The organism is Bacterioplanes sp. CLAM21, from assembly GCF_059641015.1.
On the sequence record NZ_CM184929.1, the window covers coordinates 740534 to 760616 of the forward strand.

The window sequence follows — 20083 nt, forward strand, 5'->3', positions numbered from 1 at the left end:
CATGATTGTTCGAACTCTTGACGACTGTAAAAAATCTGAACGCGCTATCAATGGTGGTAACTGGGAAAGCGTTCGCATGTTGCTAAAAGATGACAATATGGGCTTTTCTTTTCATATCACGACTATCTTTGCTGGTACTGAAACGCCGATCTGGTATCAAAACCATCTCGAATCTGTGTATTGCATCAGTGGCGAAGGCGAGGTGGAAACTTGCGCTGATGGCAAGGTTTATCCCATTCGTCCTGGCACCTTGTACATTCTCGATCAGAACGACAAACACCTGCTGCGTGCTAGCAAAGATATGCAAATGGCCTGTGTTTTTAATCCGCCGTTGAACGGCAAGGAAGTACACGATGAAAATGGTGTGTATGCGTTGGAGGCTGAAGCCCTTTAATCATTACGCCAGCATTTGTTGTTAGCCACTTAAAATTGCATAAGGGAGCCATCATGTTTCACACGGTCGAAAAAATCGGCGGTACATCTATGAGTCGGTATCAGGATGTGCTGAAGAATATCTGGTTGCGTCCTCATTCTGTGCCAGAAGGCGGTACCACCCTGTATCAACGGGTGTTTGTGGTATCGGCCTATGCTGGCATGACCAATGGTCTGTTGGAGCATAAAAAAACCGGTGAGCCCGGCGTTTATGCTTTGTACTCTGAAATGGATGAGCATCGCCCTTGGCAAGAAAAACTGCAAACCGTGTTGGCTGAGATGCTGGCGGTCAATGCCGAGATGTTTAATAGCGAAGTACAGCGTAAACGGGCCGATCAGTTTATTAGCAGTCGGGTCGCAGATGTGCGTGACTGTCTCGAGAATCTTGAAGCCGTGTGCAGCTTTGGTAATTTTCAGCTGGATGATCATTTGCACCAAGTACGAGAAATGCTGAGTGCTATCGGCGAAGCACATAGCGCCTATAACTCAGTGCAATTGCTGCGTCAGCACGAGGTGAACGCCGTCTATATTGACCTTACCAATTGGCGCTCAGACACCCAGCTGAGTTTGGATGACACCATACGTGCTGCTTTTGAGGGCATTGATCTGTCAAAACAAATGCCGGTCGTGACCGGATATACCCAGTGTCGGGAAGGTCTGATGCGTACCTTTGACCGTGGCTACAGTGAAATGACCTTCTCCAAAATCGCCACCATCACTAATGCTGCTGAAGCCATTATTCATAAGGAATATCACCTTAGTACGGCGGATCCATCGCTGGTGGGAATTGATCATGTTATGCCAATTGGCCGCACCAATTACGACGTAGCGGATCAACTCGCGAATTTGGGCATGGAGGCCATTCATCCGCGAGCAGCCGCTGGGCTGCGCAAAAAGGATATTTTGCTGCGTGTCAAAAACACCTTTGAACCTGAGCATCAGGGCACGGAAATTCGTAATGACTATTACACCGATGAGCCGAAGGTCGAGATCATTGCCGGTACGCGGGGCGTGTGGGCATTGGAAATCTTTGATCAGGATATGGTCGGTAACGCCACTTATGGTCAGCGAATGAATGATCTGGTGTTCGAATCTGGCGTTCGGGTATTGACCAAAGACTTCAACGCCAATACCGTCACCTTTTATTTAAAGGGCAATAAACGCCGAGTGAATTGGCTGATTGATCGGCTCAAGCAGGTATACACTGATGCCGACATCCGCCTGGAAAAACTGTCCATGGTGAGCGCCATTGGAAGCGACCTGAAAATCCCTGGTCTGCTACGCAGAGCGGCGGGTGCGCTATCCGATGCCGGCGTGAATATTTTGTCTGTCCACCAGGCCATGCGCCAGGTCGATATGATGTTCCTGGTCAGTGATGCCGACTACACTAAAGCGGTTAATGCTCTGCATACACTACTGGTGGAAAAATCTGATCTATGGCAACAGCAGGCAAGTGCATAATATCCTTCTTCCAGCGGCCGCAACGGCTGCTGTTTTCTTTACTCTTGATGGCGAACCTGGCCGTCGCCGAAGCGCCCAGCAACGAAGACAAAGCCGCGACTGACGAACAGCTGGAGCAGACCATCAATACCCTCGAAAAGCCCCTCTACAGTGCCTTTACTGAACGTTATCTGTTGGATGAAGTGAAGCATTTACGTCAGGCATTGGCCGATGTCCGGGTCGAAATGACAGAAAAAATCGTGGCTAAAGAGCTGAGTGTGGCCGACAAAGCCATTACCTATGCCACCGACACCATTACTTACTTCTTCTATTTGATTGCTGGCGCTTCTACCTTATTGGTTTTGGTGGGTTGGAATTCATTACGCGACATCAAAGAGCGAGTGGGTACCTTTGCTAACGATGAAATAAAACGTATTACCCAGTCCTATGAAGAGCGTATGGACGCTTTGGAAAAAGAACTAAGCCGCAAAACTCGCCATATTAAAGCCGCGCAGGCTGAGATTGAGCTGACCAATGAAATTCACTCGTTGTGGCTGAAAGCGTCACAGGAAAGCAGTCCGCAAAACAAGATTGCTATTTACGATCAAATTTTGGCACTGCGCCCAGAGGATGTCGAAGCGCTCACTTACAAAGCCGATGCGGCGCTATTGCTGGGGCAGGCCCAGTGGGCCACCAGTCTGGCCAACCACGCCTTAGGCATAGACCCGGACAACAGTCATGCCATGTACCAGCGAGCCTGTGCGTATGCGGAAAGCGGCTTTATTGAAGAAGCGTTGCGCGATTTAGAAGAAGCCATTGGTCGTTCTGAATCGTTGCGTACCCAAGCGGGTGAAGACAGCAGCTTTGACAGTTTGCGTGACAATGAGCTGTTCTTGGCCATGGTGGTGCTGCCGGAGCCAGAAGAGCGCACTCCTGAGAAAGACACCGATCGTCCGTGATCGGTTTTCTAGCCAGATTCATGTTGAACCTCTTTCATCATGAATCTTGCTAAAGATAAGCTGAAATAATATCAATTTTTTTTGATATAGGCCTTGGGTACCCTGATCTCAATTCATCGAGATTGAGGTTCCCATGACAAATATCACCGTTGAGACCCATAACCTGGGTTTTCCCCGAATCGGCGATCAACGCCAATTAAAGTTTGCCCTAGAAGCCTTTTGGCATGGCCAAAGCAGTGCCGATGATTTGCTGACGTCTGCCGCAGCGCTGCGCCAGCAGCATTGGTCGTGGCAGCAAGCATTCAATCATGTGCCGGTGGGGGATTTTTCGCTGTACGATCAGGTGCTCGATATGAGTTTCACCTTGGGCGTAGTGCCGGAGCGTGCACAGCAAGGGGGTGGCACCGAGTTGGATCGTTACTTCCGTGTCGCTCGTGGCCGTAGTGCCAGCGATGATGCTTGTTGTGCAGTACATGCCGGTGAAATGACCAAGTGGTTTGATACTAACTACCACTATATTGTGCCGGAATTCAGCGCCGACACTGAGTTTAAGTTGAACAGTGAGCGCTTGCTTAGCCAGCTGTCCGAGGCTCAGCAGCAATTGCCACAGGGTACTGCTAAGCCTGTGATTATTGGTCCAGTCACCTACTTATGGCTGGGTAAAAGCAAGGATGACAGCGATCGTTTGGCGCTGTTGCCGTCGCTGTTACCGGTTTATGCCGAGCTGTTGCACCAGCTGGCAGACGCTGGCGTTGATTGGGTGCAAATTGATGAGCCTATTTTGGCTACTGATTTAACCGCCGAGTGGCGTCATGCCCTGCAGCAGGCCTATCACCATTTGAAAGTCTGCCCAGTGAAGTTAATGCTTACTAACTATTTTGGGCCGTTGCAGGATAATCTTCAGCTGGCGTGTGAGCTGCCGGTGGCGGGCCTGCATGTCGATGCGGTGCGTGGCCGTGAAGAAATCACCCAAGTGGCAGATTGGCTGGCCTTGCACAAGGTGTTGTCTGTCGGTGTTGTCGATGGCCGTAATATCTGGAAAACCGACCTTGAAGCCGCTCTGGAATGGCTGGAGCCTTTGGCTCAAAAGCGTCCGCAGTCACTGTGGTTGGCGCCGTCTTGCTCGTTATTGCATGTGCCCGTGGATCTGGGCAGTGAGCAACAACTAGATAGCGAAGTACGAGAGTGGCTGGCATTTGCCCGACAAAAACTGCAGGAGGTTGAGCTGTTAGCTACGGCCTTGAATCAAGGACGTGCTGTTGTTGCAGAGTCATTGCAGCAAAATCAGCAAGCGCTCACTCACCGTCGACAATCCAAGCGGGTGCATAACCCTGAGGTAGCAGCGGCCGTGGCGGCTATTCAGCCGCAATGGCAACAGCGTCAGCAGCCTTATGCTGAGCGCAGTCAGTTGCAAAAATCGGCGTTAAATCTGCCTCTATATCCGACCACCACCATTGGCTCTTTCCCGCAGACCGCGGAGATTCGCGCGGCACGTTTGCAGCACCGGCGGGGAGATTTGTCAGATGATGCTTATCAGCAGCAAATGCGCGCTCATATCGAACACGATATTCGCCAGCAAGAGCAGCTGGGCTTAGATGTGTTGGTGCATGGTGAAGCTGAGCGTAACGACATGGTCGAGTATTTTGGCCAACAGCTAGATGGTTACGTCTTTAGTCAATATGGTTGGGTGCAGTCGTACGGTTCACGTTGCGTTAAACCACCGATTTTATTTGGTGATATCAGTCGTCCTAAGGCCATGACGGTGAACTGGATTCAATACGCTCAGTCGCTGACCGATAAGCCAGTAAAAGGCATGCTTACAGGTCCTGTGACCATTTTGAATTGGTCATTTGTTCGCGATGATCAACACCGCAGTGATACCTGCCAACAGCTGGCGCTGGCCATTCGCGAGGAAGTTTTGGATCTGGAAAAAGCCGGTGTCAAAGTGATTCAAATTGATGAAGCGGCTTTGCGTGAAGGGTTGCCACTGCGTCGCAGCGAATGGCAGCACTACCTTGATTGGGCAGTGGCCAGCTTCCGTTTGTGCGCTAATAGTGTTGCCGATGATGTGCAGATTCATACCCATATGTGTTATTCGGAATTTAACGACATTATCGAAGCCATTGCTGCCATGGATGCGGATGTCATTACTATCGAAACGTCACGCTCGGATATGGAGTTACTCGACGCTTTTGATGATTTCCAGTATCCCAATGAAATAGGGCCGGGTGTTTACGATATACATTCGCCCAATATTCCAACCCAGGAGCACATAGTGCAGCTTATGCAAAAAGCAGCGCAACGAATTCCTGCCGAGCGTTTGTGGGTTAACCCGGACTGTGGTCTGAAAACCAGGCAATGGAAAGAAGTATTGCCAGCATTGCAATGTATGGTGGCGGCTGCGCAGGAGTTGCGTGCTCAAGCACTCTAAGCCTGGCCTCGCTCGGAGCTGTAACCCAGTTGTGGTTGCAGCTCGATTCTGGTTTCTATGCATCAGCACTTCTGAGTCTGTTGGTCATGCTGCGTCACTGTGTTTGTCTTTTTTACCAATATGCAGTAACCAAGCTTCTATTGTACTGTCTTTAGTGGCCTGACTGTTCCATTTCACGGTTTTCCTGAATACCTTATTAGCACTCAGCAACCAGTATCGATTGCGCATGTTGTATGGCATTAAATTTATGTTCAGCTTATTCATGCGACAATATGGATCATTGCCTTAAGATGCTGCCCGGGTGGGCCTTTTAGTACACTGGATAAGTGAGACCAATTGATGAAAACTATCGCACAAATGTTAACCGGGTGTTGCTTGCTCGCCATTCTGGCTCCTGCTCAGGCCGGGCAGATGATTGCCGTGGAAGTGGAAAATGGCTCAGCTCGCGAAAATCGCATTCAGGTTGTCGATACTGTGTGTGGTGATGAGATGCCGGCAGCCTGTCGTTTGGCGGCTGCTACCGTCGACAGTGATCGTTGCCAGCAGGATGAAAGCAGCGAAGAGTGTCGCCAAGCGCACAATGTTTTGCGTGCTTCTGACTGTGTCGCGGGTTTGGTATTGAATCGTACGCTAAGTGGACATGAGCGAACTTCTGTTCGTGTGTGTGCCGACCGAAGTGGCAAAGGCCGAATCAAAACTCGAAACAGTGTCACTGGTGCCTGGACGCTGCACGGTTGGGTAAAGGAAGGTGATACCATACGAGTGAAATAAAGCTTCTTTTCGATTGATGTGAAGATGTGGTTAATAAAGGTATTTTGAGCCTGACGGTATTTCTTATCTCGTCATTCTATCTGTGACCTTGGGCTGGATCTGCCGAGACTATGTTTTCCCATTAGGGGTCACTCATGGAGTGCTGTTTTTAGTTTATATGGTGTTGTCTCTGTCAGTGTCCCATCAGCAAGGTTGGCCAGTGATTAAATGGTTGGCTTTCTTTTTGGCGGCCATTTTCCCGTTGGCCTTTATTGCTGTTGAGTTCTATTTTCAATGCAGTCAGAAAATATCTGCTTAGCTCTTTGGTTCACCTTGGTATAGCACTGGCGTTTTGGGGATAATCATAGAGCTATAATTTAGCGGAGCCCGGCAGCAATCCAATGTTAGATGTCCGCCGGATATACTGTCGTTTATGTCGAATTTCTGCTTATATAGTGACTTGCTGGATATTGTCCGAATCAATAAAAGTTACTTGAAATGTTTCATTAACGACACATCGGCGCAATTCTGGCACCAGTTGTTTGACATGCTCAGTCTCTAAGTGAATATCCAAAGAATCCTGGTCTTGCCAACGTTCCAGAGTAATAAATGTATCGCCATCAATATATGATTCATACATTTCACAACCCGGCTCATGGGGTGCATATTGGTATTGCAATACATCTGCAACACGTTTTAGCTGCTGGTGCATATCGGCTTTAATGGTCGCTTTAACGATGGCAGTGATCATAAAAATTCCTTGTTAAAATATGACTGCTTGATAGCGTATTGGTGTGGTTTCCTGAGCGTTGCTCCGACTAAAGATCGCGATCAATGTGATTGGATCGACTAAAGCTAGCCTCGCGAAACGCGTTATTAACGCTGACGTGGCGATAATGCCTTCTGTGGGTCAGTTGCGACTAGACTGATTCTTTGAACACTCTGGTGCGGCGGTACGCAAGCATACGTCGTTATCGTTACATGCCTGTTTATGGGATAAATGGCAGCAACACCGCTATTTTCTTCCTATGAGCAAGTGTTTATCCTTTTCATCATGGTGTCGCCACTCCGGCTTAACAAAGAAATGTTTCATGACTGATCACGCTCTGCCACAGCAATCCCCATTCACTCTGCCACTCAAACAATGGCTGATGTCCCGCCGTGTGCAGTTCTGGCTCTGTCAGGCTATTGGTTGGCTGGGCTACGGCTTTTTTGTCTCCATGAGCGAATTTCTGTGGGAGAAGGACGACAGCGGTATTCCCTGGCAATACCCACTGTTTTCTCTGATGACTGGCTTGTTATTGAGTTGGGCCATGCATCCACTGCTCAAGCGTTCGTTGCAGTGGCCTGGTTGGTGGCGTTGGCCGGCGAGTGTGCTGTGTGTTGTGTTCGCTGCCGGTATCTGGTCGGCGGTGAAGATGCTGGTATACAGTGCCCGCCATGGCAAGCTCGATATGCTGGAATGGATGAATTATTTCAGTTGGTTTGCCTACTCGTTTTTTATTCTGTTGAGTTGGGCAGCGCTGTATTTCGGTATTAGTTATTACCGTTTGTGGCAGCAGGAGCAACGCCGCTCGTTGAACGCTCAGGCCCAAGCTCATTTGGCGCAGCTGCGCATGTTGCAGTACCAGCTCAATCCGCACTTTTTGTTTAATACCCTAAATGCCATCACTACCCTGGTGCTGGAACAGCAAACTCACCAGGCCGATCGCATGCTGTCGGGTTTGTCGCGCTTACTGCGCTACGCATTGGAGCAAAATGCCCAGCAGCCGGTTTCCCTCGCAACGGAGTTGGAAGCCCTGCAGTGGTATTTGGATATTGAACAGCAGCGTTTTGCCGATGATTTGTCGGTTCATTGGCAGATATCTAATGCCGCCCAGCAGCAAAGCATCCCTAGCTTATTACTGCAGCCTCTGGTGGAAAATGCAGTCATCCATGGCATGAACCAGGACGGTAAACGCGATATTCATATCAGTGCAGATGTCATGGCAGATCACCTAGAGCTGGTCGTTAGTGATCGTGGTCAGGGCATGGCTGGCGTCGGGCGCCAGCCGCTGCCGCTGGAGACCTTCCGTTCACGTTTGGGTGTGGGGTTAAGCAATGTGTTGGAGCGCTTGGACGTGACTTATCACGGTCATGCGCAGATTTGGCTGCAGGATCACCAGCCGGGCTTAAGCATCGGCATTTCACTCCCGCTGAGTGTGCCCATGGTGCGCCGGCCATATGGTCATTAGCCTATGATATTGCGCTGTGTGATTGTCGATGATGAGCCCTTGGCTCGGCGCGGGCTGGCATTAAGGCTGCAGGCAATCGATAACGTACAGTTGGTGGCCAGTTGCAGTGGTGGTGATGAGGTGCTGAAACATCAGGCCGACTGGCGCCCGGATTGTTTGTTATTGGATATCGATATGCCGCGCATGAACGGCATGCAGTTGATGAAACAATTGCCCGGTGACGTGGATGTGGTACTGGTCACGGCCCATCGCGAACATGCGATTCAGGCGTTTGACTTGGGCGCTACCGACTATTTGCTCAAGCCAGTATTGCCTGATCGGCTGCAGCAGGCGTTGGAGCGTATTCGACAAAAACGTCAATGGCGTCAACTGGAACAGCAGCAACTACAACAGCCGCAATCACTACTCGACTGTCAAACGGATCAGGGCCGCTGGCAATTGCCGATGAGCAGCATCGACTGGATCGAAGCGGCGGGCGATTACATGTGTCTTCATTGTGGTGCCAGCCAGCACATCGTTCGTTCCACCTTAAAAGAGCTGGAGCAACAACTGAGCGACGATTTTGTCCGTATCCACCGATCGCGGCTGGTGAATGTACGACAGGTGCGTTGCTTGCAAAAAATCACTGGCGGTGATGCCTTGGCACAGCTGGCTGACGGCACCGAGCTGCGCGTTAGTCGTCGATATCGTCACGCTTTGTTAGATCGCTGGCACCACTAAACGCACCCTGCGAACCGCTTAACGAATCACCCGCTCGTGCATCGCTGTGGTTGGTATTCTTGCCATCACCAAACTGGGCGCACTGTCATCACTCTGACGCGCTGCGCAATCACACTCAGCCTTCTGTGCCAACAAGGAACGATTATGAGCTTAACCGCCTCTGCGTTACGTAACCCTGCTGCGGCCGCCGTGGTGGTTGCCGTGGTGTTGTTGTTTGGTCTGTTTAGTCTGATTAAGCTGCCAGTGCAGTTGTTTCCAGATATTGACCAGCCACAAATTTCTATTAACGCCAGTTGGCGTGGTGCTTCACCGGCGGAGATGGAAGCCGAAATCGTCAAGCCGATTGAAGAAGTGCTGCAAGGTCTGCCGGGCGTCAAGGAGATGCAGGCCAATGCCAATATGACCTGGTCGGAAATATCGCTGACCTTCGATATTGAAACCGACATGCAAAAAGCGCTGCTGGATGTGATCAGCCGCATGAACCGTTTACCGGCCTTACCCAGAGATGCCAGCCCACCGACGGTTTCCATGGCCGGTGGCAGTGGCACACCGGCACTGACGTTCTTCTTTCTGCAAAAACTGCCGGGTAACGACATCCCGTTAGAAGACTTTGTGCCCTTTGCCGAGGATGTGATTAAGCCGCGGCTGGAGTCGATTAACGGCGTGGCGCGAGTATCTATTGGCGGCTGGAGCGATATCGGCACGCAAGAGCTAGTGATTGAATTTGACCCATTAAAAGCCGCACAAATGGGCATTCAGATTCCACAAATTACCGCTCAGGTAAGTGAATCTGAAGATGTATCCGCTGGGCGGTTAGACGTAGAGCGTAGGCGCTATAACCTACGATTTGCTGGCCGCTATCAGCCCGACGAATGGGAAAACATGATTCTTGAATGGCGTGCCGGTCAGCCGGTGCGCTTGGGTGACGTGGCTAATGTGTCAGTCAAGCCGCGCGAACGCAGCGACTTTGCTCGTCAAAATGGCAACGAAGCCATCAGTATTCGTATTGACCGCGAAAATGGCGCCAATGTTTTAGGCACGTTAGAGCAGGTCAAAGCAGCGGTTGAAGAGCTGCGTACCGGCCCGATCGCCGAGCGTGGCTTAGACATGCAACAGTCGTTTGATGCCTCAGTTTTTATTAACCGCGCTATTAACCTGGTAACCAGCAATCTGGTGATGGGCGTGCTGCTGGCGGTGGGCATTTTGTGGTGGTTTTTACGCCGCATGCGCGCCACCTTAGTAGTCGCTATGGCGATACCCATTTCGTTATTGGGCACTTTTATTGTGCTCAATTTTGCTGGTCGTACGCTAAATGTGATTTCTCTGGCCGGCCTGGCATTTGCTGTTGGTATGGTGCTGGATGCCGCCATCGTCGTGCTGGAAAATATCGTGCGCTTACGCGAGCGCGGCATGCCTGCGCGTGAAGCGGCACTGCAAGGCAGCCAGCAGGTATGGGGCGCTTTATTGGCGTCAACGGCCACCACAGTTGCGATTTTTGTGCCGGTGGTATTTTTAAAAGACGTCGAAGGCCAGCTGTTTAGCGATTTGGCGCTGACCATTGCTATTGCTGTGGTGTTGTCCTTACTGGTCGCCGTGGCCGTAGTGCCAATGATGGCCAAGCGCTGGCTTAGCGCCACCAAGCTCGAGGACCATCACCATCGCAGCTGGGAAAAGCTCACTGCAGGCATTATGAAAATCACCGCCACACGCAAGCGTCGCTGGCTGGTATTGGTGGGCTTGGTCAGCATACCGGTCGCTGTGACGGTGAGTTTAATTCCTGAACTGGATTATTTGCCACCGGTAAAACGTGATGCCGTTGATACCTGGTTTCGTTTTCCTCCGGCCACCAATCTCGACACCATTGAGCGTGAAATTGTCACCAAGTTAGAAGCGCGTTTAAAACCCTATATGGATGGTGCGCGCCAGCCGGCACTGAAGAACTATTACATTTTGGTGTGGGGCAATGGCGGCGGCACCATGGGTGTACGAGTTAAAGACCAGAGCCGAGTAAAAGAGATGGAGCGCATTATTCGCGAAGAAATCACCCGCGATTTGCCCGATACCATGGCCTTTAGCTCTCAAGGCAATTTGTTTGGTCGCTTTGGCAGTGATCGCTCCATTCCGATTCACCTGCAAAGTCGTGATACCGAATCCTTGCGTGAGGTTGCCCGTCAGGCCATGGGCTGGATAAACGAGGCTTTGCCAGAAGCGCAGGCACGGCCTGAGCCGAGTTTGGAGCAAGCTGAGCCGGAATTGCGCTTGTATCCCAATGACAGACGTTTGCACGAAAACGGTTGGAGCCGTCAGCAATTAGCAACCGTCACTCGTACCTTGGGGCAGGGCATGTATGTCGGCGAGTATTTCGATGGCAATAATCGTCTCGATATTATCGTGCGCGCGGCCGATGATCAGCGCCCGGAAACTCTGGAGGATTTACCCCTAGCCGTGGGCGATAACCGCATCGTACCACTTAGCGAACTGGCGACATTAGAGCGTACCGTTGGCCCGGATCGCATTCGTCGTATCGATGGCCGCCGTACCATCACGCTGGAAGTTTCACCGCCAGAAAATATGTCACTGGAGCGTGCAATGACGGCGATTCAAACCCATGTTGAGCCGAAATTGCAGGCCATTATGCCGGCCGATGGTCGCATTATTTATGGCGGCAGTGCCGACAGCCTGAAGCAGGCACTGGCAACCTTATCGGAGAACTTTTTAATTGCGTTGGGCATTTTATTTTTGCTGATGAGTGCCTTGTTCCGTTCGCCTAAAGACAGCGCCTTGGTGGTCTTGGCCATACCTTTAGCCACCGTTGGTGGGGTACTGGCGCTGCAAATTCTTAATTTATTTAGCTTCCAGCCGCTGGACTTGCTGACCATGATTGGTTTTGTGATTTTGCTGGGGTTGGTGGTGAACAACGCCATTTTGCTGGTGCATCAGGCCCGTATTGGTGAGCGCGAAGGCTTGGATCGCCATGCTGCGGTGGAGCAATCGTTGCTGCTGCGTTTGCGTCCTATTTTTATGAGCACACTGACCAGCATTTTTGGCATGTTGCCATTGCTGCTGATTCCAGGTGAAGGCAGCGTGATTTATCGCGGCCTGGCGGCAGTGATCGTCGGTGGCATGATAGTGAGCACGGTATTTACCCTGATTTTATTGCCCTGCCTGCTGCGCATGGGCAAAGCTCAGCCTAAAGCACAAGCAGACGAAGATGATCAGCAATGGCCGAGGGCGGCCTAATGAGAGCCTGGTCAATGATGAATAAAAAAGAGGAGCACACAGTTATGCGCCGTGTTATTTCAATATTGTGCCTGACTGTGGCTGCATACAGCGGTCACAGCCAGGCAGAGGACGCCACTCTGGTGAGCGTCGCTACTGTGGTGGAGGCGCAGCAAGCGCCGACCATTTGGGCGCCCGGTAACGTAATTAGCCGTGCCGATTCTCGCATCGCTGCAGAAAACAGTGGCGTCTTATTGGCCGTCAAAGAAGTCGGCAGCCGAGTAGAAAAAGGCGATGAATTGGCGAGTATGAAGCAGCGCGAATGGCAGCTGCAGCGTCAGCGTGATGAAGCCGAAGTAAAACGTTTGCAGGCACGTTTAGCCTTTAGCATTCGCCAAGTGGAGCGTACGCAGCGCTTGTCTGCTAGCCAAAGTGAGGCGCGATTTCGCCTGGATGAGTTGCAAATGGAACAGCAAGTGCTGGAGCAAGAGGTGGCACTGGCTCAAGCAGCGCTGGCTACAACAGAGTATCGTATCGAACGCGCGGTTATTCGTGCACCGTTTGCAGGCGTTGTCGCTGCGCGCGAAAAGCAGCCGGGTGAATACGTCGATGCTGGCGACGCGATCGTGCGCATCGTCAGCCTCGAACAGCTAGAGCTGAGCGTTAGTGCTCCGGTCGAAGTGCAAGCCCATGTGCAGGCGGGTGATCAGGTACAAGTGCGTTTACCTGACGGTGAGCTGCTGAGTAGCCAGGTACGTGCGGTGGTGCCGGTGGGCGACGAGCGCTCACGCATGCTAGAAGTGCGGGTCGCACTGCCGCAAGGGTTTGTGGTCGGCCAAGGGCTGAGTGTGGCCTTGCCACAAGGGCCTGCGCAAACGGTAAAAATGATTCCACGTGATGCCTTGGTACTGCGCCAGGATGCGGTGTATGTTTATCGTTTAAACGACGGCAAAGCCGAGCGTTTGGTAGTAAAACCAGGTGAAGGGCAGCAAGGCAATATTGCCATTAGCGGCCCCTTGCAGGTGGGCGATGAAGTGGTCATTCGCGGTGCAGAGCGTTTGCGTCCCGGCCAGGCGGTGCGTACCAGTTGATTTTGTTAAGCAGGAGGTGTGCTGCCTTTCTGTTTTTTATCTATTCATTGGGCAAAGCCTTGTTGCAGTTGCTGCACCAATACTTGTAACGCCAGTGGCAAGGCTTGCTGATAGCGATGCACTGCATACACAGTACGTGATTCCCCCTGATACTGTGGCAATACCCGCTCTAGGCTTCCTGTTTCCAGCTCAGAAGCAATAAAACGCGCCGGTAGCAGCGCAATGCCCAGCCCGCTTTGGGCGTAATGCATGGCGGAACTAACAGTGTTGGTTTTCAGCATGCGCTCACTCTGATACGCCATGCTCTGTCCTTGGCATTGCACAAAAGCCTGCTGCTGCCAGGGCAGTTGGATCAGGCTGTGCTGCATTAGATCATTGGAATCAAGGCTCGGGGCCGTGTGCACATAATCAGGTGATGCCACCAATATGGGTGTGAGCTGCCCCAGCACAATGGCACGGTAACGACTGTCGGCCAGGGTTCCCACGGTAATGGCCATATCCAGTTGATGGCTGAGGATATCGAGACGCTCATCGCTGTACGTAACGTCGGGCAACAGCTTTGGATAACTGGCACACAAATGTTCGATGGCGGGGGTGATTAACCTAGCTTCAAAGGCATGCGGTGCGGTGATGGCAATGCGCCCTTGGGGCTCACCTTGCAGCGCATCGAGGTCATCCAAGGTATCACTGAGCAAAGTGCTTAGTTGTTGGCTGCGCTGATAAATACGCTCGCCAGCCTCAGTCAATTTGAGTCTTCGGGTGCTGCGATTGAGCAGCTGCACCGCAAGATCTGCTTCCAGTTGTGACACATACGTGCTGACACCCGACTTGGTATGCCCTAGCGCTTCAGCTGCGGCGGTGAAGGAGCCTTGGCGCACGACTTCACAAAATACCAGCATCTGATACGGCAGTTTCTTATGTTCATAAATACTGAACATATACTTCACCCTCGAGATAATTATCTTAGTTAATCGAAACAATATCATAGCGCCTCTTTAAACAGTAATGGCCCAGGAGGCACACGTATGAGCACCATCGAACAACAAGTAATGCAGGCCAGTCAGGCTTGGATCGCCCAGTTTAATCAAGGCAACCTAGAGGGCTGTTTAGCGGCTTATCGGGATGATGCGCTAATGACGGTCAATCCCAAAGGTCGCTTTCATGGTAAACACGAGATCGCGGCTTTTTGGAACGAGTTTGCTCAGCTAAAGCCCGCTGAGCTGGTCTATCGTGATGTGCGCATTCAGGTGATTGATGACAACCAGGCCATTCTTTCCGCGACTTGGGGTATGAATATTGCCACAGGTTTTATTACCAAAGAACTGTGGGTGCGGGCATCGCCTAGTGAGCCGTGGCAGTTACAAGAAGACGACTTCACGGTAAAAAGCCAATGGTCTGCCGCGCGCAGTAGCAAAAGCAAGATGGCGCTGCTGATCGTTGATATGCAAAATGATTATTTTGACGGCGGTGCTATGGAGCTGGCAAATACTCAAGCCGCTGCGGATAATGCCGCTAAATTATTGCAAGCATTTCGCCATGACAACCGCCGGGTGATTCATGTGCAGCATATTTTTGCCGATGATCAAAAAGGATTTTTTGTTCAGGGCACTAAAGGCAGTGAAATTTATAACCAGCTGGCACCTCAGGTAAACGAAGCCGTGGTGGTAAAGTCGGGCGTTAACAGTTTTGTTGGCACCAACCTGGAGCGAATACTGATTGATCAAGGCATAGAAGAGTTAGTCATTACTGGTGCCATGGCCCATGTGTGTGTTGATGCTGTGACTCGCGCAGCGGCTGACAAAGGTTATCACTGCCACTTAATTATAGATGCCTGCGCTGCACCAAATATCAGTGCTGCTACCAACGCCAATTCGGTAAAAGAAAGCACGGCCCATGTGTTAGGTTTTGCTTACGCGAACGTTAGTGAGACCGATGACTTTATTAAGCAAAATCTCCTTTAAGATTCTGGCCGCCTGCTGGCGGCCAACTTGTTTTTACAGGTTGCTAGTCGCTGCGTAGAATGGCTGCTCAGTTTAACTGTGATAAATGATCACCATGAACACGTCTTGTCCGCTACCAAGTAACACTATGCAAAAATTTGGCTACCAGTTCGGTAAAGATTATCTTCATCGAAGCGCTGTTTACGGCGTGCTGGTTGAGCAAGGAAAACTGGCATGTGTTCGACTGCAGCATGGCTTTTTACTGCTGCCCGGCGGTGGCGTCGAAGCAGGAGAGACCTTGTCCCAGGCTTTGATTAGGGAGTTTATAGAAGAATGCGGCTATCGCATCCAACCACTTCGTTCACTGGGGCAGTGTCTGCAGTATTTTGACTCCACTTCAACAGGCCTTAGCTACGCCTGCACTATGCATTTTTATGAATGTGAATTAGTTCAGGTGGATAACCATGGCCCATGGCTAGCATGAAATAGCCAAAATAGATTTGGCTGATGGCAAAGTCCTGCTGCATCAAGGGCATCAATGGGCCGTTCAAAACTATCTATAGCAGTTGAACATCCACAGTTAGTCGATATTTTAGTTGTGGTGTCGTGTTCACAATACCCCCTCTTTTTTCTTCAGTTATTACTCTGTCGTTATCTTTTATGAGTAGTGGCAGCTGAACCGCACAAAATCCAAGGAAGAAACTATGAAAATAACACCTGAAGTTATTGATGACGCCTGGCGTCAGCGCATGGGCATTGAGCAGATGAATGGTGACTACCTGTTAGCAGATAACTTTTTCTGCTGTGACGGTGAGGATGATTTGGCGTTTATCTATCACTCCCCGCAGCAGACCTTAGTAAGTTGTCGTGACAGTGTTCGTGCAACTATTTGGGAGAAGAAGCTAACATCACTGCAAGGCTTTCTTGATCAGGCACCTAAGGACAAATACGAAATCTATATTGATGATGTGGATTATTATTTGTTTAACGACAGGGCTGTGGTGGGTCATTCGTTAGTGATTCATGAACTGAACTTGGCTGAAAATACTGAGGAGATACAAGCCTTTATCGATAGCTGCGAAGCAAAAGACATTGTCAAAGCCGATTTTGATATCGACTCCGACTACTTTTATGCCGTTATGATGGACGAGCAGATCGCTGGCATGTTGGCGTCCTATTGTGGTCAAGAACCCTTTGAATCCTTGTCGATTGTGGTCAAACCTGAGTATCGACAACTGCGTATAGGCCAAGCATTGCTAGCTCATTTGGTTGATGAGGCTAAAGCCCGAAAGAGAGTGGTGCGCTATCGTACCAATCGTGACAATAGCGCTTCTATTCGTCTATGCGAATCGCTGGGCTTTCAGCCTTATAGTTATATTCAAAAACTGGCTACGCTGCCAAAGTAATTCTGTTTGCCCACCTATCCGGTGTTGGCAATATCGAGGTATGCTGGTGGCATCTAGAATGAGTTGGAGTGCATGATGGTCGACGTTGAATTTAGCGATGATCAATCGCGTTTAAATGTAGATAAAATTCATCTCTTTTTAACGCAGCAGAGCAGTTGGGCACAGGGTATCTCGAAAGCGACAGTGGCCAAAAGCATCGCCCATTCTGTGTGCATTGGAGGCTATGTTGAGGGCGTGCAAGTGGCTTTTTGCCGGCTTATTACCGATCATGCTACTTTTGCCAACCTAGTAGATGTTGTGGTGTGGCCAGACTATCGCGGACTGGGTATTTCAAAGCTATTGATGCAGCAAGTCATGGCCCACCCGAGCGTCGCTGATGTGCGTCGTTTTACCTTAGCCACCTCAGATGCCCATGGTTTATATCAACAGTTTGGCTTTGGCTCTGTGGACAAGCCTGAAACCCTGATGCAAATCTATAAACCGGATATCTATCAGAATAAACCACAAGCTGAGGTGTATTCGTGAAAGAGCTACAGCTATCGGCGCAACAAAAGCAAGATATGGTAGCCCGTGTAAAAAGCTATTTTGAGCGCGAAATGCAAAGTGATATTGGTGGTTTTGAGGCCGAGTTCTTAATCGATTTTTTTGCCAATGAGCTCGGCGGCCACTTTTACAACCAAGGCTTGTTTGACGCCCAGCAACTGCTAAACGAGAAGCTGGACGAAATGAACTACAGCCTGCAAGAGCTGGAAAAGCCCTTAAGTTAAACTAGTAGGCTTTTGCGTGGTATTTACAGGCGTTGGTCAATAATCGCTAAAACATCGTCATATAACTGCTGTGGTGACACTTGGTAATCTGCCTCGCTGTCTGCGTGGAAGGTGTTGCAGACTAAGGCAGTATCCATGCACAGCTGGCGTGCACCTTGTATATCGGCAATCTCTGAATCTCCGACCATCAGGGTCGTGGCCGCATTAGCCTGTAGCTTTTGCAGTGCGATGTCGAAGGCTGCATGGTATGGCTTGCGATAACCGATATCACAGGACCACACCACGGCATCAAAATACTGGGCAAGACCTCTGTGCTCAAAGTCGCTCTGAAAAATCTCACCAGGCCCAGTCGCGTTTGATAACAAGCCCAAACGTAAGCCGCGAATCTTGAGTTGCTGGAGCAGATGTTCGACATCGGCAAAGGTCTCATTAGCGCGGCAGAATTCCTCCAGGTGTGCACGCCCTAATTGCTCATTGAAGTCTACGCCAGCATCATCAAAGCAATCTTTCCAGATGTCGAGCCAATTCGGTTGTTGCTGCTGCTCCGGGCGGTATAACGCAAGAATTCTATTTTCAATGGCTTGGCCAATAGTCTTTGCCTGATTATGGTCCAGTACTCGAGTCAGGGCGGAGGCTAGGGAGGAAGATTGAGCGAGGGTATTACCAAAGTCGAAAATAATGCTGGTGTACTTCACAAAAGTCCTTCGGTGGCTTATTGGTGTCATCAAATTACTAGCATGGCGATGTGATGAACTTTGCGTGCGCTTCTGATTGGGGTTAAGCCCGAAGTGGCAGTGTATCGAGTTGATGCCATGGTCAGCAATACACACTGTTGCCTGGCTACCTTTTGGCCACAGTCTCTGTAGAATGGATGGGGTATCGATTAATAGGATTGTAACCATGTCTCAGACCCTCACGCGCCTGGGCCAGATCCGCGAGATCATGGCTGAGCAAGGCCTTGATGCCTATGTTGTGGCAACCTTTGATGAGTACCTGAGTGAGTACGTGCCAGAGCGCAATCAGCGCCTGCATTGGCTGACAGGATTTACCGGCTCTGCTGGTGCAGCGGTGGTGCTATCAGAGCGTGCTGCCATGTTTGTGGATGGCCGCTATACCGTGCAGGTGCACCAACAGGTCGATGGGGACGCTTTTGAGTATCGTCACCTGATCGAAGAGCCTTATGCTGATTGGCTGGTTGAGCAGCTGGCCAGTGGTAATAAGGTTGGCATCGATAGCCGCATGTTCAGCCTTAACAGCTTTAATCGTTTGCAGAACACACTGAACAAAGCCGGTATCGAGTTACTGGCACAAGCGCAACATCCGGTGGATGCGTTGTGGAACAACCGCCCAGCCGAAGTGATTCACAAGGGCATTTTGATGCCACTGGAATACACAGGTGTAAGCAGTGTCGAAAAACGGCAGCAAATTGCTGCTCAGCTAAAAAAAGATAAGCTGGATGCGGCCTTGCTGTTTGCTGCTGACTCGGTTGCCTGGCTATTGAACATTCGTGGCCGTGATATTCCATCCATGCCAGTGATTCTGGGCTATGCCCTGATCGATGCGAATGCTCAAGTGACATGGTTTACCAATGCAGAAAAGCTGCCTGATGGCTTTTATGATCATGTTGGTGATGGTGTGGCGGTGCTGACGGAAGCAGCGGCCCCTACGGTATTTGCAGGTTATAAAAACAAGCGTGTTTTGGCTGATCCGGCCACAGCCAATGCCTGGACCCAATTAACGCTGCAACAAGCGGGTGCCGAGTTAGTTGCTGGTGATGATCCGGTATTGATTCCCAAAGCGTGTAAAAACCCAACAGAACAACAGGGAATGCGCCAAGCACATGTTCGTGATGGTGTCGCCGAAGTTAAATTCTTGCACTGGTTAGATAAAGCGTTAGCGGCCGGTGAACAACTGGATGAAGCCCAGCTAAGCGATAAGCTGTTCAGCTTTCGCGAGCAGCAAGACAAGTTCCAGGAAGTATCGTTTGATACCATTTCTGCCGCTGGCAGCAATGCTGCTATGTGTCATTACAATCACAATAATGGCACTCCGGCGACCTTGCCAAAGCAAGGTGTATATTTAGTAGATAGCGGTGCTCAGTATCTGGATGGCACCACCGACATTACCCGCACCATTGCTATTGGTGAACCCGATGCTGAAATAAAGCAGCAGTTTACCAGGGTGTTAAAGGGATATATTGCCCTGCAAAATGCGCGTTTCCCCAAAGGTACCACAGGCACACAGCTGGATGTGCTGGCACGGCAGTTCTTGTGGCAGCATGGCTTTGATTTTGACCATGGTACGGGTCATGGTGTTGGCGCTTATTTAAGTGTGCACGAAGGCCCTCAACGTATTTCTAAGGCTCCTAGCACGGTAGCGTTGCGCCCCGGCATGGTGTTGAGCAATGAGCCGGGTTATTACAAAGCCGATGCTTACGGTATTCGCTGCGAAAACCTCATCATGGTGCGTGAAGCATCTGGTCTGGCCGGTGACGTGCCAATGCTGGAATTTGAGGTATTAACCTTGGCTCCATTTGATGTGCGTCTGATCGATAAGGCTTTGATGACCGCCGATGAAATCAGCTGGCTTAACCACTACCACCAGCAGGTTTATAACACGCTGGTCGATCAGTTGGATGAAGAAGAGCGCAGCTGGCTAGAGCAAGCAACACAGGCGCTGTAACTATCCGCATGT

General features: G+C 50.6%; 19 protein-coding genes. 16 read left to right on the forward strand and 3 right to left on the reverse strand.

The window, feature by feature from the left end; genetic code table 11:
• Position 1: 1 nt before the first annotated feature.
• From AC55FS_RS03565 to AC55FS_RS03590, 6 genes are all read left to right on the forward strand, one after another.
• Positions 2–394 (forward strand): ectoine synthase, encoded by a 393-nt coding sequence (locus tag AC55FS_RS03565; protein ID WP_496934696.1) that lies wholly within the window; start codon positions 2–4, stop codon positions 392–394.
• A 53-nt stretch (positions 395–447) separates the two neighbouring features.
• Positions 448–1893 carry an aspartate kinase gene (locus AC55FS_RS03570; RefSeq protein WP_496934697.1) on the forward strand — a complete coding sequence of 482 codons (1446 nt, stop codon included), beginning with the start codon at positions 448–450 and terminating at the stop codon, positions 1891–1893.
• Positions 1869–2831, forward strand: a complete 963-nt coding sequence (locus AC55FS_RS03575; protein WP_496934698.1) for a TPR end-of-group domain-containing protein — start codon at positions 1869–1871, stop codon at positions 2829–2831. Before AC55FS_RS03570 ends, AC55FS_RS03575 begins: the two co-directional genes overlap by 25 nt.
• 133 nt (positions 2832–2964) lie before the next feature.
• Complete coding sequence (metE, locus tag AC55FS_RS03580) at positions 2965–5262, forward strand: 5-methyltetrahydropteroyltriglutamate--homocysteine S-methyltransferase (protein WP_496934699.1); 2298 nt, start codon at positions 2965–2967, stop codon at positions 5260–5262.
• Positions 5263–5601: 339 nt separating this feature from the next.
• A complete protein-coding gene (locus AC55FS_RS03585) occupies positions 5602–6033 on the forward strand; it encodes a hypothetical protein (protein ID WP_496934700.1) in 432 nt (143 codons plus the stop codon).
• An 82-nt stretch (positions 6034–6115) separates the two neighbouring features.
• A complete protein-coding gene (locus AC55FS_RS03590) occupies positions 6116–6331 on the forward strand; it encodes a DUF3817 domain-containing protein (protein WP_496934701.1) in 216 nt (71 codons plus the stop codon).
• A 129-nt stretch (positions 6332–6460) separates the two neighbouring features.
• Here the strand turns inward: AC55FS_RS03590 and AC55FS_RS03595 are convergent, their stop codons facing one another.
• The gene (locus AC55FS_RS03595; RefSeq protein ID WP_496934702.1) at positions 6461–6763 is read right to left on the reverse strand and encodes a putative quinol monooxygenase; all 303 of its coding nucleotides are present in this window, start codon (positions 6761–6763) and stop codon (positions 6461–6463) included.
• Positions 6764–7103: 340 nt separating this feature from the next.
• Between AC55FS_RS03595 and AC55FS_RS03600 the strand changes: the two genes are divergently transcribed.
• The 4 genes from AC55FS_RS03600 (at position 7104) to AC55FS_RS03615 (ending at position 13276) form a co-directional block, all read left to right on the forward strand.
• Positions 7104–8246: a sensor histidine kinase gene (locus AC55FS_RS03600; protein WP_496934703.1), complete on the forward strand. Its 1143-nt coding sequence runs from the start codon at positions 7104–7106 to the stop codon at positions 8244–8246.
• A gap of 3 nt (positions 8247–8249) precedes the next feature.
• Positions 8250–8966, forward strand: a complete 717-nt coding sequence (locus tag AC55FS_RS03605; protein ID WP_496934704.1) for a LytR/AlgR family response regulator transcription factor — start codon at positions 8250–8252, stop codon at positions 8964–8966.
• Between the two features lie 144 nt (positions 8967–9110).
• Positions 9111–12206 carry an efflux RND transporter permease subunit gene (locus AC55FS_RS03610; RefSeq protein ID WP_496934705.1) on the forward strand — a complete coding sequence of 1032 codons (3096 nt, stop codon included), beginning with the start codon at positions 9111–9113 and terminating at the stop codon, positions 12204–12206.
• A 44-nt stretch (positions 12207–12250) separates the two neighbouring features.
• Positions 12251–13276, forward strand: coding sequence for an efflux RND transporter periplasmic adaptor subunit (locus tag AC55FS_RS03615; RefSeq protein ID WP_496934706.1), 1026 nt, complete (start codon positions 12251–12253; stop codon positions 13274–13276).
• Positions 13277–13320: 44 nt separating this feature from the next.
• Here the strand turns inward: AC55FS_RS03615 and AC55FS_RS03620 are convergent, their stop codons facing one another.
• Complete coding sequence (locus tag AC55FS_RS03620; protein WP_496934707.1) at positions 13321–14214, reverse strand: LysR family transcriptional regulator; 894 nt, start codon at positions 14212–14214, stop codon at positions 13321–13323.
• 87 nt (positions 14215–14301) lie between these two features.
• On the opposite strand from AC55FS_RS03620, the gene AC55FS_RS03625 reads away from it, so the two are divergent.
• From AC55FS_RS03625 to AC55FS_RS03645, 5 genes are all read left to right on the forward strand, one after another.
• Entirely contained in the window at positions 14302–15237 is a 936-nt protein-coding gene (locus AC55FS_RS03625; protein ID WP_496934708.1) for an isochorismatase family protein, read from the forward strand.
• A 127-nt stretch (positions 15238–15364) separates the two neighbouring features.
• A complete protein-coding gene (locus AC55FS_RS03630; protein WP_496934709.1) occupies positions 15365–15700 on the forward strand; it encodes an NUDIX domain-containing protein in 336 nt (111 codons plus the stop codon).
• Between the two features lie 220 nt (positions 15701–15920).
• On the forward strand, positions 15921–16622 hold the full coding sequence (locus tag AC55FS_RS03635) for a GNAT family N-acetyltransferase (RefSeq protein WP_496934710.1): 702 nt from the start codon (positions 15921–15923) through the stop codon (positions 16620–16622).
• Between the two features lie 72 nt (positions 16623–16694).
• On the forward strand, positions 16695–17147 hold the full coding sequence (locus AC55FS_RS03640; protein WP_496934711.1) for a GNAT family N-acetyltransferase: 453 nt from the start codon (positions 16695–16697) through the stop codon (positions 17145–17147).
• Complete coding sequence (locus AC55FS_RS03645) at positions 17144–17389, forward strand: DUF2164 domain-containing protein (protein ID WP_496934712.1); 246 nt, start codon at positions 17144–17146, stop codon at positions 17387–17389. Before AC55FS_RS03640 ends, AC55FS_RS03645 begins: the two co-directional genes overlap by 4 nt.
• A 23-nt stretch (positions 17390–17412) precedes the next feature.
• Here the strand turns inward: AC55FS_RS03645 and AC55FS_RS03650 are convergent, their stop codons facing one another.
• The gene (locus tag AC55FS_RS03650) at positions 17413–18084 is read right to left on the reverse strand and encodes an HAD family hydrolase (protein WP_496934713.1); all 672 of its coding nucleotides are present in this window, start codon (positions 18082–18084) and stop codon (positions 17413–17415) included.
• A 205-nt stretch (positions 18085–18289) separates the two neighbouring features.
• Between AC55FS_RS03650 and AC55FS_RS03655 the strand changes: the two genes are divergently transcribed.
• Positions 18290–20071 (forward strand): aminopeptidase P family protein, encoded by a 1782-nt coding sequence (locus AC55FS_RS03655; RefSeq protein ID WP_496934714.1) that lies wholly within the window; start codon positions 18290–18292, stop codon positions 20069–20071.
• The last annotated feature ends 12 nt before the right edge of the window (positions 20072–20083 follow it).